The following is a 16,137-nucleotide window of genomic DNA, read 5'->3' as shown; positions in this document are numbered from 1 at the left end:
ACCGGAGGGAGAAATCCGTTTCCGTCGCATTGGAACGAAGATCTACCGGCTTCGCCGTTGAAGAGCGCCTCTCCCTTCGGTTCGAAATGACAACGTCGGTCGAAACGTCGGCGTCAATCGAAGCCGCCTTGACAGATCCCTACGGCTGGCCTTCGCGCTTCACCGCATATGGCCCGAAGGTGTTGCCGATGAAGCCACCAGCGGTGTCGACGCTGAGCACGCTGGCGTCGAGGTCCTCGGCCAGCGGCTGCCAGTCGCCGGGCGCAAGCGCGTAGTCCACGTCCAGGCGTGGCGCATCCAGGCGCATCCGCAGCCAGGCCTGCGCAGGCAGCGATGGCAGGGCGACGCGTGCGAGTTCATGTCCGTGCAGGGGATCAGCCTCGCCGGCACGTCGCAGCAGCACCAGCCAAGCACCATCTCCGTCCCGCTCGATCGCCGCGACGTAGTGATGACGCTCGTCCTGCAGCAGCGCCAGGCCGGCGAGTTCGCCGGCATCGAGCGCGGACGCATCGATGGTGGTGGCAATGCTCGCGCGATGGTGCTGCAGCCTGTGGCCGAGGTACGAGGCCTGGCCGTGTCCCGTGCCGTGGCTGCCCAGCGGCGTCGCCGAGGGCGTCATGCGCAGCCCATCGGCGCCCGTGGAGAACCACGAACTCGCCGGCGGATCGAGCATCACCCATGCATGCGGCAACGCATCGCCGCTGAAGCTTTCCGTCCACGCCATCGGCCCGCTGCTGGGAAGTGGCTGCTCGCTGCGCGGCAGCGCCGGGCGTTCCAGCGCCATCGGCACGCGCGCGCCGCGCGGCAGGATCTGCGGCCAGTCGTCGCGCCATTCCACCGGCAGCAGGAAGGTCTCGCGCCCGAGGTTGTACTGGTTGCCGCGATACGGGCGCGTGGCGAGGAACGCCGACCACCACGAGCCATCGGCGAGCTCGACGAACTGCGCATGGCCGGTGGAAGTGACCGGTACTTCGCGCGCTGGATCCAGGTCGCGCTGGGTGAGCGTCGGGTTGCCTTGCCATGCCTCGTAAGGGCCGGTGACGCTGCGACTGCGCCAGATCATCTGCGCGTGTTGCTCGCCGGTGCCGCCCTCGGCCGCGGTGAGGTAGTACCAGTCGCCGCGGCGGAACACGTGCGGGCCTTCGACGTGTTCGGGATTGCTGGCCGGATCCACGCCCGCGTCCACCAGCTGGATGTGCGGTCCGGTCAGCGACAGCGTGCCGGGGTCGAACTGCTGGATCCAGATCGCGCGATGTCCGTCGTAGCGCATCGGCCCTTCGGGCACACCGTTGTTGACCAGCCAGGCGCGGCCGTCGCGGTCGAAGAACAGCGAAGGATCGATGCCGTCGATGTCCAGCCATGCCGGATCCGACCAGGGCCCGGCCGGATCGTCGGCGGTGATGATGAAATTGCCCATGCCGCGGCCCGGGCAGTAGAAGCAGGTGTTGGCGATGTAGAAGCGGCGCCCGTCATGGCTGAGCGTCGCTGCGAACAGGCCGCGGGTCAGCTCCTCGCCATCGCCATAGGGCATCTGCTGCGGACGATCGATCGCGTTGCCGATCTGCCGCCACGACACCAGGTCGGTGCTGTGGAACAGCGGCAGCCCCGGGTAGTAGCCGAAGCTCGAGGTGACCAGGTAGAAATCGTCCCCGACCCGGATCGCCGAGGGATCGGGATGGAAACCCGCGACCACCGGATTGCGGAACTGCGATGCCAGGGGCGGCGGACCGCCATCGTCACCGCGGTAGTCGATCGCGGTGAAGCGCGCCTCGCCGGCGCAGACACCGGCGGCCAGCAGGCTGGCGAGCAGCCCGGTCAATCCGTGCATCAGGTACGCGCGCATCGGCGTGCTCCTCGTGTGGAGCAAGGCTCAGGCCGCGGCCGCCATGCGCCGCTGCCACAGCACATGCAGGCCATGCGCGGCCAGGTCTTCGGGGTGGCGTTGGACGCCGATGCCGAATGCGGTCAGCGCGCGGGCATACACGTTGAGCAGGCGCTCACTGCCGACCAGATGCACCAGCCCCGGCCGCGCCCCGTTTTCGGCCAGTCCGCCGTGCAATTCATGGCCAATCAGCAGCCCCGACAGATACGAGGACAGGGCCTCGCCGCGGAACTGGCCCGACAGGCCGGTCGTGCGCACGCCAAACAGATGGTGGGTCAGGCCGCCGGGCTCACCGCTGCGGCGCAGCCCGGCATCGAACGCCTCGGCGTCGAAGCGGCTGTCGTCGCCGTCCATCAGCGCGCCGAGGATGCTGTGGCCGCGCAGCACCGAGTACAGCTCGCCGGTCATGAAGGTGCGGATGCGCTGCACGCGGCGATCGCGGATGCCCACCCATTTGCTGTGCGTGCCGGGCAGGCAGACGTGATGCACGCCGTCGGGCAGCGTATCGAGCAGGGCGGCGACCTGGGTTTCCTCGCCGCGCATCACGTCCGGCACCGCGTCCGCGCCGGCGTCGCGCAGGCCGGGCACGAACCACAGCTCGCGATCGGCGAAGTCGGGCAGCTGCACGCGCCGCATGCCGGCTGCCAGCGAGTCGATGCCGGCGGGGCAGTCCAGGTAGGGCATCTCATGCCAGGCGCCGCGGGCGCCGACCATCCCGCACAGCAGCACCGGGCCTTCGTCCCAGTCGGCGAGTTCGCGGCTGAGCACCTCGCCGTAGCGGCCGTTGCTGGCCAGCGTGCCCTGGCCGCTGCGCACGCGCTTGTGCAGCGTGCCGTCGCCGCCGCGCCGGTACATGCGCAGGTGTGTGCTGCCCCAGTCGACCGCGATCATGCGCTGCGCAGCCGCGCTTCGGGCAGGCCCAGCGGCGCGCCGAGCGCCAGTGCGAACACGCTGCCGGCGGTGGGCGCGATCGCCAGTGCGGCCGCGTCCATGTCCTCGCGCGCGGTGGTGACGTACAGCGTGTCCAGGCGCTCGCCGCCGATGGCGCAGCAAGACGGCATGCCTGCGGGAATGGCGACGATGCGCTCGATGCGGCCATCGGGCGCGTAGCGCACCGCGCGGCCCGCGCCCCACTGCGCGTTCCACAGATGGCCTTCGGCATCGACGGTCGACCCATCGGGTGCGCCGCCGCCTTCGACCTGTGCGAACAGTTCCGGCGTGGACACCGTGGCCGCCGCCGGGTCGTAGCTGCAGCGCAGGATCCGCGGGACCACCGAATCGCAGAAGTACATTGTCGCGCCGTCGGGCGAGAAGCAGATCGAGTTGGGGATCGCGGCACTCGGCAATGGAAGCGGGCGCAGGCCGTGTGCGATGGAGAACTGGTAGTAGCGTCCCAGCGGCGGATCGGCGCCGGTTTCGTCCTTGGTGCCGAACACGAAGTTGCCGTGTCGGTCGCAGCGGCCGTCATTGCTGCGCGTGGATGCGCCCAGCTCCGGCTCCAGCGCGCACAGGGTGTCGAGCACGAGCGGGGCATCCGGCACCGGCGCATCGGCGATGCGGATCGACTTGGCCAGGACAAGCAGCAAGCGACCGTCCTCGCACAGCGCCAGGCAGCCCAGGGGCTCAGGCAAGTCCCAGCGATGCGTCTCGCCCGTTGTGGGTGCGTGCATCCACAGCCGCGATGAAAGAATGTCGGTCCAGTACAGGCGCTGCGTGCGCTCGTCCCAGACGATGCCTTCGCCCAGCTGGCAGCGGCTGTCGACCGCCAGCGTCGCGACGGAATCGGCAGCGTGCACGCGGCTCATCGCCTCACCACTCGGCCATGCTGCCGTCGGCGTGGCGCCACAGTGGATTGCGCCACTGCGGCGGCTCGCGGCTCACGCGCGCCAGCAGTTCCTCGTCGATCTCCACGCCCAGGCCGGGACCTGGCAGTGCGGCGATGCAGCCGTCTGCGTCGCAGCGGAAATCGTCCTTGTTGAGCACGTAGTCGAGCAGATCCGCCCCCTGGTTGTAGTGGATGCCGATGCTCTGCTCCTGCAGCATCGCATTCCAGCACACGAAATCCACCTGCAGGCAGGCGGCCAGCGCGATCGGGCCGAGCGGGCAATGCGGCGCCAGGCCGACGTCGTGGGCCTCGGCCATCGCCGCAATCTTGATGCATTCGGTGATGCCGCCGGCGTGCGAGAGGTCCGGCTGCAGCAGCGCCAGCCCGCCCGCGGCCAGCACCGGCTTGAACTCGGCGCGCGAGTACATGCGCTCGCCCGCGGCCAGCGGGATCGACGTCGCGTCCGACAGCGGCCGGTAGTACTCCCACTGCTCGGGCAGCACCGGCTCCTCGACGAACAGCGGTTTGAACGGCACCAGCTCGCGCAGCAGCACCCGCGCCATCGGCGCGCTGACGCGACCGTGGAAATCGATGCCGAAATCGATCGTGTCGCCCACCGCCTCGCGCACCGCCGCCACCTTCGCCACCGCCGCGTCGATCGCGCGCGGGCTGTCGATCAGCTTGAGCTCCTCGGTGCCGTTGAACTTGAAGGTGTCGAAGCCGAGCGCACGGTGCGCCTGCATCTGCGCGACGATGTCGGCCGGGCGGTCGCCGCCGACCCAGCGATAGGTCTTCATCCGCTCGCGCACCAGGCCACCCAGCAGCTGGTACACCGGAACACCCAGCGCCTTGCCCTTGATGTCCCACAGCGCCTGGTCGATGCCGGCGATCGCGCTCATCAGGATCGCGCCACCGCGATAGAAGCCGCCGCGGTACATCAGCTGCCACAGGTCGTTGATGTTCGCCGGGTCGCGGCCGACCAGCAGTTCGCCCAGCTCGTGCACGGCCGTCTCGACCGTGGCCGCACGGCCCTCGATCACCGGCTCGCCCCAGCCGCTGATGCCCTCGTCGGTCTCGATCTTCAAGAACAGCCAGCGCGGCGGCGCGTGCCAGGTGGTCAGGCGGGTGATCTTCATGCGGCGTGCTCCCGCCACGCATCGAGGAAGCGGCGCGCGTTTGCCCCCGTCTGCGCCGGCGCCTGGCCCGGGCGATACAGCTCGCCACCGATGGCCGCGCCGCTGCACCCGGCCGACAGGTACTCGCCGAGGTTGTCCGGGGTGATGCCGCCCACGGCCAGCAGCGGCACCGGCGGCAACACGCTGCGCAGCGCCCGCGCCAGCGCCGGGCCATACACCGATGCCGGGAACAGCTTGAGCATGTGTGCGCCGGCCTCGAGCGCGTCGAAGGCCTCGCTGGCGGTGGCGCAGCCGGCGGCGATGGTGAATCCGCGCTCGCGCGCCTGCCGGATCAGCGCCGGACGCACGTTGGGCGTCACCACCAGGCGCCCCCCGGACGCCTGCAGTGCGTCCAGATGGGACGGCTCGAGCACGGTGCCGGCGCCAACCGCGGCCCGGTCACCGCAGGCCGCGACCGCGATCGCCACGCTGCGTGCCCACTCCGGCGAATTGGTCGGGATCTCGATCGCGCCGAAGCCTGCTTCCAGAAGCACCTCGACGTGTGCGGCTACCTCGGTCGGCGTGATGCCGCGCAGGATCGCGATCAGCGGGGGAGCGAAGGGCGGGTGCGGGTCGTCCATGGGCTTGCGGTGGGGCTCCGGTGGATCTGCGGCGCATCCGTTGGGGATGAGGCAGAGGTTGTTAGTGCGACAGGTCGCCTGAGGGGCTGCCTGCCCGTCGCGGCGGGACTAGGCTGGCGTGGTGGGGTATGTACGACAAATGAAATATTCGGCGTACGCTATTCCACGACCGAATAGCGTGCAGGGAGACAGGGCATGGCGCAAGCCGCCGGTGGCTGGACCAGCGCAAGCCGTCTGAAGACGCGCCACCTGGCGCTGCTGCTGCACCTGCACGACCAGCGCTCGGTGCTGCGTGCAGCCGAGGCGGCCAACATGACCCAGCCGGCGGCGTCCAAGCTGCTGGCCGAAATGGAGTCGTTGCTGGGCGTGCAGCTGTTCGACCGCCATGCGCGCGGGGTGGAGCCGACTGCGTACGGCCTGGCGATGGTGCGGCGCGCGCGTTCGGCGCTGTCGGAGATCGAGCGCGGCGGCGAGGAGATCGCCGCCCTGCGCGAAGGCCGACTGGGCAAGGTCGCGATCGGCACCGTGGTCAACCCCGGCACCACCCTGGTGCCGCAGGCGGTGGCGGCGATGAAGCGCGACTACCCGGGCATCCTGGTCGAAGTGGAGATGGATTACAGCCGGCCGCTGGTCGCGCGCCTGCTCGACGGACACCTCGACGTCGTGATCGGCCGCATCATGGGGCCAGAAGGCGCGGCCGAACTTGAATTCGAACCGCTGGCCGACGAGCCGCATTCTGTGATCGTGCGGGCAGGGCATCCGCTGGCGATGCGCGATCAGGTGCGGCACGCCGACCTGCAGGACTACGGCTGGATCATGCCGCCGGCGGCAAGCGTGCTGCGTACGCGGCTGGACGCGGTATTCCACCAGCACGGCCTGCGCTCGCCGCAGAACCTGGTCGAGACCGCCTCGCTGCCGGTGATCATCCACCTGCTGCGCCACAGTGACCTGCTGGCCGCACTGCCGCCGGAATGCGTCGCCCCCTACCTGCAGACCGCGCAGATGCAGGTGCTGCCGATCGAGCTGGACGTGCGCATGGAGTACTTCGGCATCATCCGCCGACGCGACAAGGCGCCGGCCCCCGGCGTGGCGCACATGCTCGAAACCCTGCGCGCGACCGCGCGGCGGATCTATCCGCCGCTGCCGGAGCTGGGACCGGCTGCCTGAGCCGCCGTTGTGGCAGCGCCATCTCATGCGCTGCCTTGGCTGTCCAGCGGTGTCATCCTTGGCCTCGCGCGGGCCTCCCACTTGGCGCGCCGGTGAGCGAGATATTCCGGGCCGGACTAGCTCGAGCCTAAAAATTCATTGGTAGCGCATGGATCGGCGCTCCTATGCTCGCCCTGAGCGCAGTGTCTGGCGTTGTCATGCCGGATTGCCGCGTACCGCGAAGAGGCCGCCACCAGGCCAGCAAAGACATCCGAACCGCTTGTCATGTGCCCTTGGGAGGGGAACATCATGTCAACGCTCGACCAGCGCCGCCCGGCTGCAAGCCGGTCCGCGGGACACCACGCCGTCCGCAGTCTCCGCCGCAGCGCCATCGCCCTGGGCGTGGCTGCCGTATTCGCCGCCCCGCTGCATGCGCAGCAGGCCGATCCGCCCGCCGCCGCGCAGGAAGAAGCCAAGACTCTCGATGCTGTGGTGGTGTCGGGCATCCGCGGCTCGGTCTATCGCGCGCAGGACATCAAGCGCGAGGCCGCCACCTTCGTCGATTCGGTCACCGCGCTCGACATCGGCGCGCTGCCCGACCGCAGCGTCACCGAAACGCTCTCGCGCATTCCGGGCGTGACCATCGACCGCTTCCTCTCCGTCGGCGATCCCGAGCACTTCTCCGCCGAGGGTGGCGGCGTGCAGGTGCGCGGCCTGACCCAGGTGCGCTCGGAGCTCAACGGGCGCGACAGCTTCTCCGCCTCTGGCGGTCGCGCGCTGAGCTTCCAGGACGTCCCGTCCGAACTGATGGCCGGCGTGGACGTGTACAAGAACCAGACCGCCGAGATGATCGAGGGTGGCCTTGGTGGCAGCGTCGACCTGCGTACCTTCATGCCGCTCGACTTTGACGGCAGCAGGTTGAGCGCGTCCTTCAGCGTCAACCGCGGCGATTTTGCCGAACACGTCAAACCCTCCGGGTCGATCCTCTACAGCAACCGCTGGGAAACCGACGCCGGCGAGTTCGGCATCCTGGTCGACCTGGCCCACTCCGAACTGGCCACCCGCACCGACGGCATGTTCGTGCGGCCGTTCTTCAACAACGGCAATACCGATCTTGGTGGCGACGGGATCGCCGATGACCTCTGGCTGCCGCGTGGCGCCGACTGGCGCACGCTCGAGTACGAACGCGAACGGCAAGGTGCCTACGTCGCCCTGCAGTGGCGACCGAACGATCGTGTCGAAGTCTTCGCGACGGCTTTCCAGAGCAAGTACGACGAACTCTGGTATGAAGATGCGATCTTCGTCGACAACGATCCGACGCAGGTCGCGCTCGACGCCAGCCAACCGTACGAACTGGACGGAAGCGTGTTCCGTTCCGGGCGGATCACCCAGCCTGGCGGCGTGCCAATGGGGACTGACATCCGTGCATCACACCGCGCATCCAAGACCAACGACTTCTCGGCGGGCCTGAAATGGTTGATCGGCGACAGGAACGAACTGTCCACCGACATCCAGTACATCAAGTCGACCACGAAGAGTCTGGACTCCACCGTGGCCCTGGGTTTGCGGGTGCCATACATCGACGTGTCTCTGGGTGGAGGCTTGCCCTCCATCAACGTCGATGGCCAGTTCACGACAAACCCGGCGAATTACTACTGGGGGTTCACCATGGACCACCAGGACGACAATGAAGCCGAGCAGGTGAGTTGGCGTGCGGACCTCAAGCACAGCTTCGATGCGGGGTTCTTCAGGTCGATCGAAGGTGGCGTGCGCATGACCCGGCGCGACGCCACCAGCATCGACACTGGCTACAACTGGGTGGCGGTCATCCAGCCATGGATGCAGTGGTGGGCACTGCCGGGCGACCAGCCATTGCCCGGCCTCGATCTGAACGGCGAGGTCAACTCCAGCCTGGTCCATCTCAACCAGTTCCAGAACTTCTATCGCGGTGATGTCGGCGCTCCCGGTGGACTCTACGCACCCATTCTCTCGACCGCGCTGGGATACCCGAACAGCTATCAGGCGATTCACGATGCCGCCGACCCCTATTACCTGAGGAACGCAGACGGCTCGCCCACAATTGCGCCCTATGTCCCGATGCTCCCGGGCCCGCAACACCTGAACGAGCAGGAAGAGTCGACCGATGGCGCCTACCTGATGCTCAGCTTCGGTCCCGTCGACGCTGCATTCGACGGCAACGTAGGCGTGCGCGTGGTCCGTACCCGAAATTCAGCGAATGGATTCACCGTCTACCCGAACCTGGTCTACGCGCCATATCTGGGTGCCGGCGAATCAACGCCGATCACCGCGGAGAACTCCTACACCGACGTATTGCCGAGCCTGAATCTGCGATGGGAGTTCGCGCCGGACCTGATCGCGCGCTTCGCCGCGTCCAAGGCCATCGCCCGCCCCAACTTCAGCGACATGCAGGCCTATCAGCTGTTGAATGCGAGCATGCGGTCCGGCATCGATCCGCCGACCGATGGCAGCCTGCCGCCCGTCAGCGACCTCGAGCTCACCGGCAGTTCCAACGACAACCCCTACCTGGAGCCGATGAAGGCCAACCAGTTCGACCTGTCGCTGGAGTGGTACTTCGCGCCCGACCACGGCGGCATGGCCTGGGTGAACTTCTTCTACAAGGATGTCGAAGACTACTTCCGCCAGCAGACCGAGCTGGTGCCGTACCCGGGCACGGACGGCAACGAGTACAACTACCTGGTTTCGCGGCTGGTCAACATCGGTACCGCGAAGATCCAGGGCGCGGAACTCGGCTGGAACCAGTTCTTCGACTTCCTGCCCGCGCCGTTCGATGGCCTGGGCATGTCGGCCAACTACACCTATATCGACAGTTCGACGCGGATCCCGAGCGGATCGAACGCGGTGCCGGTCGATACCGACGGCAGCACATTCGACAACCTGCCGGCCGACGGTCTTTCGAAGAACTCCTACAACGCGGCGGTCTTCTACGAGAAGGGCCCGTGGCAGGTGCGCCTGGCCTACAACTGGCGCAGCAAGTACCTGCTGGCGGTGGGGCCGAATGGCTACAACGGAGAGTACACGACGCCCGACACCCAGCAGACCATCGCCTGGAAGCTGCCGGTCTACAGCGACAGCTTCGGCCAGCTCGACGGCTCGATCTTCTACCGGTTCTCCGACCACGTGCAGGTCGGGCTGGAGATGAACAACCTCAACAACGCCGAGCAGCGCACGATCATGGATCAGAACGGCGCCGGCAGCCGCATCACCTCCTGGTACGTCAACGACCGTCGCTACGCCGCGACCGTGCGCCTGTCGTTCTGATCGCCAGCGCCCGCCCGCCCGGGCGGGCGTCGACGACCGCAATCCCGACCTGGCCGCGGCCATTCCGCGGATCCGCTGGGACCTCACCACCAGCGGACCAGGCCGGGAGGGCGGCCTGGTTCCATCGGGCCGGCCGCACCCCTCCGCGGCTGCGCACACCGTTGCCGGCGCTTGCGGCGGCATCACCCGGCAAAACCCGATGCAGCCCCCGCCCGTCGCGTGATGGTTTCGGGCGCACCGATGCATTGACGGCTTCGCGGTGTTAGCGGTAACTTCGCCCTGCGGCACAGACCGCCACGAGAATAACGGGAATCGGATTCCCGCCGTTTCAGGTTGCTGCACGTGTCGTGCCCGAGGGCGGCGCCGCGATTGCAGCAAGGGGGCAATAAACGCGATACCACTGCAGGCGTAGCGGCTCGGCAGACTGCCGGGACGCGGGTCCGTGCTGCCGTACATGTCTGCTCGTATTCCTTGGGAGGGGAACATGCAAACACTTCGAAACAACCGTCATCCAGGCGGCCGCCAGGCCACTTCACGCACGCTGCGGCGCAGCGCCATCGCCCTCGCGGTCTCGGCCCTGCTCGCCGGCCCGGCTCTCGCCCAGGAGGCCGCGCCGGTCGCCGATGACGCGGCCGTCGACCTCGATACGGTCGTGGTCACCGGCATCCGCGGCAGCGTCATGCGCGCCCAGGAGATCAAGCAGGAAGCCACGCAGATCGTCGATTCGGTGACCGCCGAGGACATCGGCGCGCTGCCCGACCGCAGCGTCACCGAGACCCTCAAGCGCATCAGTGGCCTGACCGTCACCGGCTTCGCTGCGCGCGACGATACCGACCATTTTTCGGCCGAGGGCAGCGGCGTGATGATCCGCGGCTTGACCTTCGTGCGCGGCGAGCTCAACGGCCGCGACGTGTTCACCGCCAACGGTGGCCGTGGCATCAGCTTCGAGGAAGTGTCGGCCGAGCTGATGGCCGGCGTGGACGTGTACAAGAACCCGTCGGCCGAGATCATCGAAGGCGGGCTGGGCGGCACCATCAACCTGCGTACCCGCATGCCGTTTGACGAGCAGGGCCGCAAGATCGCCGGCAGCGTCGACTACAACTACGGCGACAAGGCCAAGGACGCCCGCCCGTCCGCCTCGTTCCTGTTCAGCGACCGCTGGCAGACCGGCGTGGGTGAGATGGGCTTCCTGGCCAACGTCTCTTACTCCGAACTGGCCACGCAGTCCGACGGCATCCAGATCCAGCCCTATTCGCGTCGCGGCCGCACGCCGGCCGAGCAGCCGGAAGGCCTGCCAAACGGGGAAGGTTATGTGTACGACTGGGAGGAGGAGAATTGGGTGTCGTCCGACAGCCAGCGCGATCTCCTGCTGGAAGGCACCGACCGCGACCACGTGTTCGTGCCGGGCGGCGTGAACTGGCGCCGCACCGATTTCGATCGCAAGCGCCAGGGCGGCGCCTTTGCGTTCCAGTGGCGTCCCAATGACGACACCGAGATCTACACCCAGTTCATCACGTCCAAGTACGACATGACGTGGCGCGAGCACTTCATGGAGTACGCCGGAGCGGGCGAAGCCAACAACACCGACAACTGGACCGGTGACCCCAACTATTTCGGGAACGCCTACGATGGTGGCGATGGCCTGGCGGACCGCACCAACAGGATCATCCCGATGCCTGGTACGCAGTTCGAGTATGACGACAACGGCCGGTTCCTCCGGGGCAACATTCGCCTGGGTGGCTGGCGCGGGCAGCCGGGGGACGATTCCAACGGCATGTACCAGGGTCCCGGCATCCAGTTCGCGGCCGGCAATCGCTACAACGTGCAGTCCTCCAAGACCACTGACTGGTCGGCCGGCTTCAGGCACTTCATTACCGACAACTTCCTCGTGCGGGGTGACTTCCAGTACGTGAAGGCCACCAGTGACCAGGTCGACTTCTCCGTCCATACGTCGACCTTGCTGGAAGGCATCCATCTGGACCTGACCGGCAAGTACCCGTCGGTGACGCTCGATGATTCGAGCAGGGTCCTGCAGCAGGACAGCTACTTCTGGCGCTCGGCAATGGACCACCTGGCCGACAACGAAGGCCACGAGCGTGCCGGTCGCATGGACTTCGAGTACAACTTCGTCGACAGCAGCTGGTTGCAAATGGCGCGATTCGGTGTGCGCGTCGCCGATCGCGAGTACACCAGCCAGTCCACCGGCTACAACTGGCAGCCCATCAGCGACGACTGGAACAGGATCGAGAACCCGGATCCGACCCGGCCGCCGGTGGCGTGGTTGGACCAGTTCTACCCCACCGAGTCGTCGCTGTACACGATGAACGATTTCTTCGGCGGCGACGCCAATGTCCCGACCCAGTTCTGGGCGGCGCAGGACGGCTTCGTGGACATTGACAGGGTCGACGGGACCCTGGGGACGATCACGGGTGCCCAGTGGAGCCCGATCAGCTTCACGCCTGACGCCATCAACCAGCAGCGCGAGCGCACCCAGGCCGGCTACGGCATCCTGTACTTCGGCAACGACGAGCTGGCCAATCCGGTCGACGGCAACGTCGGCGTGCGCGTGGTCAAGACCAGCGTCAAGAGCCTGGGTGGTGGCCTGATGCCGAACATGGTCGGCTCCTACGTGGAAGACGTGGTGCCGGAACTGGCAGATATGTTCTATGGACAGGCGTTCACCAGCCAGGTGAGCACCTCCTACACCGACGTCCTGCCCAGCCTGAACCTGCGCGTGCGCTTCGACCATGGGTTGCAGTGGCGTTTTGCGGCGTCCAAGGCCATTGCCCGGCCGGAATTTCGGTTGATGCAAAACTGGATCACCCTGTCGGCCAATGCGGCAGGCTGTTCCCAGGCCCGGCGCGATGGACTGCGCACCGAGTTGTGCGGGCCCGATGACCTGGCCTACAGCGGCAGCGGCGGCAATCCCGAGCTGAAGCCGATGCGCGCCAACCAGTTCGACACCGCACTCGAGTGGTACTTCGGTCCTGCCAACAGCGCGTACATCACGGTGTTCAAGAAGGACGTGAAGGATTACTTCGCCACGTCCCTGGGCACCGACATCATCGATGGGCGCAGTTACCAGATGAACCGCACGCGTAATCTGGACGAAGGCAAGATCAAGGGCTTCGAGCTCGGCTATTCGCAGTTCTTCGATTTCCTGCCCGGCCTGGGTGTGCAGGCGAACTACACCTTCGTGGACAGCTCCGGCGGCACCAACGTCGACGTGGGCATTCCCACCGGCGCGCCCGTGGTCCCTGAGGTCGCCCTCGAGTTGCCGCTGGAAGGACTGTCCCGCCGCAGCTACAACGTGATCGGCATCTTCGAACGCGGTCCGGTGTCGTTCCGCCTGGCGTACAACTGGCGTTCGCAATACCTGCTGACCAGCAGCGACGTGATGCCGGCGATGCGCCAGCCGGTGTGGAATGACGATTACGGCCAGCTCGACGGCTCGTTCTTCTACAACCTCACCGACAACATCCAGCTGGGCCTGCAGGTGAACAACATCACCAACAGCACCACCAAGCTGCTGATGGGCCCGCGCGGCTACCGCCGCGATGGTTTCGTGGACGAGACGCTCTACAACCGCGCCTGGTTCGAGAATGACCGCCGCTACTCGGCGGTGCTGCGCGCAAGCTGGTAAGCCGACGAGCAAATGCCACCGCGCGGCCCAGCCGCGCGGTGGCTTTGCGTTAGAGCCGGATGCGGCCCGGTACCACTAACGCCGGAAAGCGCGCTAAGGGATCGCGGCCCCTCAGGCGCTGGCGCGAGCCATGCATGGCGTGTGCGTGCACACGCCTACGAGAATTGCGCCGCAGCGGGCCAGTCAATGCACGCAGCTTCCGAAGGATTCTCGCCGCATATCCCGCCCATCTGGTGGCAACGGACGACTGGATAGACGGTCCCGCGCTCGGCGAGAGACGGCCCGCCTCCATGCGAATCAAGCGGTGGGCACTCCCGCAACCGTACGTCCCCTGCGCCCCGATATGCGGTGACATGGCCGTCATATGCGATATGACCGCGGGCACACCGGATAAACATTGCCGCATCGGACGGCGCCCATGTCCATCCGGGGTCCCAAGCGCCTGACTGGGAACGGAAAGTTCCCGTTGACGTGGCAGAGATCTGAAGCGGAGAATCGGGATTATGCCGATACTGTCGGTCTAATCGTAGTTAGCCCTCTTAACCGAGATCCATATGACCCGTTACTTTCTAGCGCTTGCCCTCGCCTTTGCCTGCCAATCGGCTGCTGCACAGGAACCACTACCCGTTGAATTGCCAGCTGACCAAGAAGCTGTCGCACTACAAGCGGCTGAAGCTACGGGATCGGCCATCTATCGCCATGATCGGGCTGCTGCAGTTGCTACGGATGCGGCTCTTGAGATTCGTGCATTCAAGAAAGACAAGCGCGTAAAGGGTTGGATCACTGAGGAGCGACAAGGCGAGATCACCGTTACGTTCATCGATCAAGCTCCTGCAGCGCTGTACCGCGCCATAGTTTCAAACACCGGCAGGCTCGTTGGCCCTATCGCTGTGCTTGACGCGCCCACCCCTCTGACCGAGTTTGAGTCTGGCGCTGCTGCGGCTCGCGTCACAGCATTAGCTTCAAACTTTCAGCCGTGCTCCAACGACTACAACTCCGTTGTGTTGCCGGGCAATGGCGCCCCCACTCAGAGCTGGGTTGTGTACCTGCTTCCTGGAACCACAAAGAGCAACGTCGTCCCGATAGGGGGCACCTACCGCGTCGAGACTGATGGCTCCAAGGTGATTTCGCGGCGCGGATTTACCCGCACTTGTATCGCCTTGCAAACTAATCCTCGTTCAGTAGGGCTAATGATCACGCACTTGCTCGACCCTGTTCCCACAGAGGCACACGTGTTTTGGAGCCTTTGGGCCAAGAAAACCATGTATGTTTCCACGCCGCCAAATGGAACCCTCTGGGCCATTGAGGACAACAAGATCAAGCTCGTTGAGCGTGGCGCAGCAGAGGGCTAACAATTCATTCAAGCCGAAGCCGCTTCGCGGCTCGGCTTAATTCAGGCGTTAGGCCTACTTCTGGAGCCCGAAAGATGATCGAACGCACCGGCGACATTGCAGGCTATGCCCGGATGTTGATTGGCGCCCGCGTCAAGCATGAACAAAGCTCCAGAATTTTTGGAGGGCCCTACATGAAGTTGGCTCAAAGCTACGCGCTTCGAAGCTACTTCTTTCAATTGGGTTGTATTCTCGGCTCTCGCTACCGTGACCGCGTTGACACCTTCTATCACGCAATGTTCGGACTCGCGGAGAGCGGCGGACAAGTCGCAAAACTAGCATCTGAGAATCTCGTTCCAACTCATGTGAACGAAAACATGAAATTCTCGGATTACGTGCTCACTGATCTGATGGGGTTGAATGGGACCCACGACTTAGCAAGTTTCATGAGTAAATCCGCATTGAGCAAGGTGGATTCTAAAACTGTCATGTCTGATCTTTGGACTGACACTCTAGATGGTGCAGCGGTCGGCATCTGTCACCCCGCAATTGTTCGAGGGATGTTCGCTCTGTCCTATGCCCCAATGCCTAAGGACAGCTGGGACCGCGCCCGAAATGCGGGCGTGAGTTTGCCGGAGAAGCAGGATCTAATGACATATGATGAACTCGAAGATGAGGAGACCTCTGCATTCCTGCACTACTGCAACGAATGCTGCCCTCACCTTCATGACCTCCTCAGCGCGTAGGCCTAACAGTTCATTCAAGCCGAAACCGCTTCGCGGTTCGGCTTAACTCAAGCGTTAGGCCGCTATGAAAGAACTTCAGGGACTGCAAGATTGGTACACGTCCCAATGCAACGAGGACTGGGAGCATTCGTTCGGCGTCAAGATCGAAACGCTCGACAATCCTGGCTGGACGCTAGAAGTTGATCTTCGCGAGACTGAGTTGAGCGGCAAGGAGTTCAGTGCGATCAGTCGGGGAGACTCTGAGGACGATGCAGATTGGATTCACTGCAAAGTGGAGTCAGAGAAATTTTTTGGTTCTGGCGGCGCGGGCAACTTAGCTGAGCTATTACAGCAATTCCTCACGTGGGCGGGTCGGTAGCGCGGCCTAACAATTCATTCAAGCCGAACCGGCACTTCCTTCGCTTTAGTGGACACCCTGACCTAACGAATCAGGAGATGCTCCCATGCCGAAACCAGGCCCACGTACGACCCCGCGTTACAGCACGACCTTCAAGGCGACCGCAGTCCG

Annotated in this window: 11 protein-coding genes; 6 read left to right on the top strand and 5 right to left on the bottom strand. The window is 65.5% G+C overall.

Features of this window, described 5'->3' with window-relative positions:
• Nucleotides 1-139: 139 nt before the first annotated feature.
• Genes ACW5DW_RS10880 through ACW5DW_RS10860 form a run of 5 tightly spaced genes read right to left on the bottom strand, consistent with a single transcriptional unit; the run spans nucleotide 140 to nucleotide 5,463 of the window.
• Nucleotides 140-1,843 carry a glycoside hydrolase family 43 protein gene (locus ACW5DW_RS10880; protein ID WP_457018880.1) on the bottom strand — a complete coding sequence of 568 codons (1,704 nt, stop codon included), beginning with the start codon at nucleotides 1,841-1,843 and terminating at the stop codon, nucleotides 140-142.
• Nucleotides 1,844-1,870: 27 nt separating this feature from the next.
• Nucleotides 1,871-2,773, bottom strand: a complete 903-nt coding sequence (locus ACW5DW_RS10875) for a 2-dehydro-3-deoxygalactonokinase (RefSeq protein WP_457018879.1) — start codon at nucleotides 2,771-2,773, stop codon at nucleotides 1,871-1,873.
• The gene (locus ACW5DW_RS10870) at nucleotides 2,770-3,687 is read right to left on the bottom strand and encodes an SMP-30/gluconolactonase/LRE family protein (protein WP_457018878.1); all 918 of its coding nucleotides are present in this window, start codon (nucleotides 3,685-3,687) and stop codon (nucleotides 2,770-2,772) included. The genes ACW5DW_RS10875 and ACW5DW_RS10870 overlap by 4 nt, the downstream gene beginning before the upstream one ends.
• A gap of 4 nt (nucleotides 3,688-3,691) precedes the next feature.
• The gene (gene dgoD, locus ACW5DW_RS10865; RefSeq protein ID WP_457018877.1) at nucleotides 3,692-4,843 is read right to left on the bottom strand and encodes a galactonate dehydratase; all 1,152 of its coding nucleotides are present in this window, start codon (nucleotides 4,841-4,843) and stop codon (nucleotides 3,692-3,694) included.
• A complete protein-coding gene (locus tag ACW5DW_RS10860) occupies nucleotides 4,840-5,463 on the bottom strand; it encodes a 2-dehydro-3-deoxy-6-phosphogalactonate aldolase (protein ID WP_457018876.1) in 624 nt (207 codons plus the stop codon). The genes dgoD and ACW5DW_RS10860 overlap by 4 nt, the downstream gene beginning before the upstream one ends.
• Before the next feature lie 195 nt (nucleotides 5,464-5,658).
• Here ACW5DW_RS10860 and ACW5DW_RS10855 point away from each other — a divergent pair, with 195 nt between their 5' ends.
• The 6 genes from ACW5DW_RS10855 (at nucleotide 5,659) to ACW5DW_RS10830 (ending at nucleotide 15,987) form a co-directional block, all read left to right on the top strand.
• On the top strand, nucleotides 5,659-6,630 hold the full coding sequence (locus ACW5DW_RS10855; protein WP_457018875.1) for a LysR family transcriptional regulator: 972 nt from the start codon (nucleotides 5,659-5,661) through the stop codon (nucleotides 6,628-6,630).
• Between the two features lie 288 nt (nucleotides 6,631-6,918).
• Nucleotides 6,919-9,909 (top strand): TonB-dependent receptor, encoded by a 2,991-nt coding sequence (locus tag ACW5DW_RS10850; RefSeq protein WP_457018874.1) that lies wholly within the window; start codon nucleotides 6,919-6,921, stop codon nucleotides 9,907-9,909.
• Nucleotides 9,910-10,393: 484 nt separating this feature from the next.
• Entirely contained in the window at nucleotides 10,394-13,552 is a 3,159-nt protein-coding gene (locus tag ACW5DW_RS10845; RefSeq protein WP_457018873.1) for a TonB-dependent receptor, read from the top strand.
• Between the two features lie 554 nt (nucleotides 13,553-14,106).
• Nucleotides 14,107-14,904 carry a hypothetical protein gene (locus tag ACW5DW_RS10840; protein ID WP_457018872.1) on the top strand — a complete coding sequence of 266 codons (798 nt, stop codon included), beginning with the start codon at nucleotides 14,107-14,109 and terminating at the stop codon, nucleotides 14,902-14,904.
• Nucleotides 14,905-14,978: 74 nt separating this feature from the next.
• Nucleotides 14,979-15,629 carry a hypothetical protein gene (locus ACW5DW_RS10835; protein ID WP_457018871.1) on the top strand — a complete coding sequence of 217 codons (651 nt, stop codon included), beginning with the start codon at nucleotides 14,979-14,981 and terminating at the stop codon, nucleotides 15,627-15,629.
• A 64-nt stretch (nucleotides 15,630-15,693) separates the two neighbouring features.
• A complete protein-coding gene (locus ACW5DW_RS10830) occupies nucleotides 15,694-15,987 on the top strand; it encodes an immunity 53 family protein (protein WP_457018870.1) in 294 nt (97 codons plus the stop codon).
• Nucleotides 15,988-16,137: the final 150 nt, after the last annotated feature.

Source organism: Luteimonas sp. A482, assembly GCF_054072655.1.
The sequence above is the reverse complement of the archived record's forward strand: the minus strand, read 5'-3'. Positions and strand labels throughout refer to the sequence as shown.

Bases quoted from the DNA above. Each gene is read 5' to 3' on its own strand.
- ACW5DW_RS10830 (WP_457018870.1), top strand. From the start codon at position 15,694: ATGAAAGAACTTCAGGGACTGCAAGATTGGTACACGTCCCAATGCAAC.
- dgoD (WP_457018877.1), bottom strand. From the start codon at position 4,843: ATGAAGATCACCCGCCTGACCACCTGGCACGCGCCGCCGCGCTGGCTG.
- ACW5DW_RS10845 (WP_457018873.1), top strand. From the start codon at position 10,394: ATGCAAACACTTCGAAACAACCGTCATCCAGGCGGCCGCCAGGCCACT.
- ACW5DW_RS10855 (WP_457018875.1), top strand. From the start codon at position 5,659: ATGGCGCAAGCCGCCGGTGGCTGGACCAGCGCAAGCCGTCTGAAGACG.
- ACW5DW_RS10870 (WP_457018878.1), bottom strand. From the start codon at position 3,687: ATGAGCCGCGTGCACGCTGCCGATTCCGTCGCGACGCTGGCGGTCGAC.
- ACW5DW_RS10835 (WP_457018871.1), top strand. From the start codon at position 14,979: ATGATCGAACGCACCGGCGACATTGCAGGCTATGCCCGGATGTTGATT.
- ACW5DW_RS10875 (WP_457018879.1), bottom strand. From the start codon at position 2,773: ATGATCGCGGTCGACTGGGGCAGCACACACCTGCGCATGTACCGGCGC.
- ACW5DW_RS10850 (WP_457018874.1), top strand. From the start codon at position 6,919: ATGTCAACGCTCGACCAGCGCCGCCCGGCTGCAAGCCGGTCCGCGGGA.
- ACW5DW_RS10880 (WP_457018880.1), bottom strand. From the start codon at position 1,843: ATGCGCGCGTACCTGATGCACGGATTGACCGGGCTGCTCGCCAGCCTG.
- ACW5DW_RS10860 (WP_457018876.1), bottom strand. From the start codon at position 5,463: ATGGACGACCCGCACCCGCCCTTCGCTCCCCCGCTGATCGCGATCCTG.
- ACW5DW_RS10840 (WP_457018872.1), top strand. From the start codon at position 14,107: ATGACCCGTTACTTTCTAGCGCTTGCCCTCGCCTTTGCCTGCCAATCG.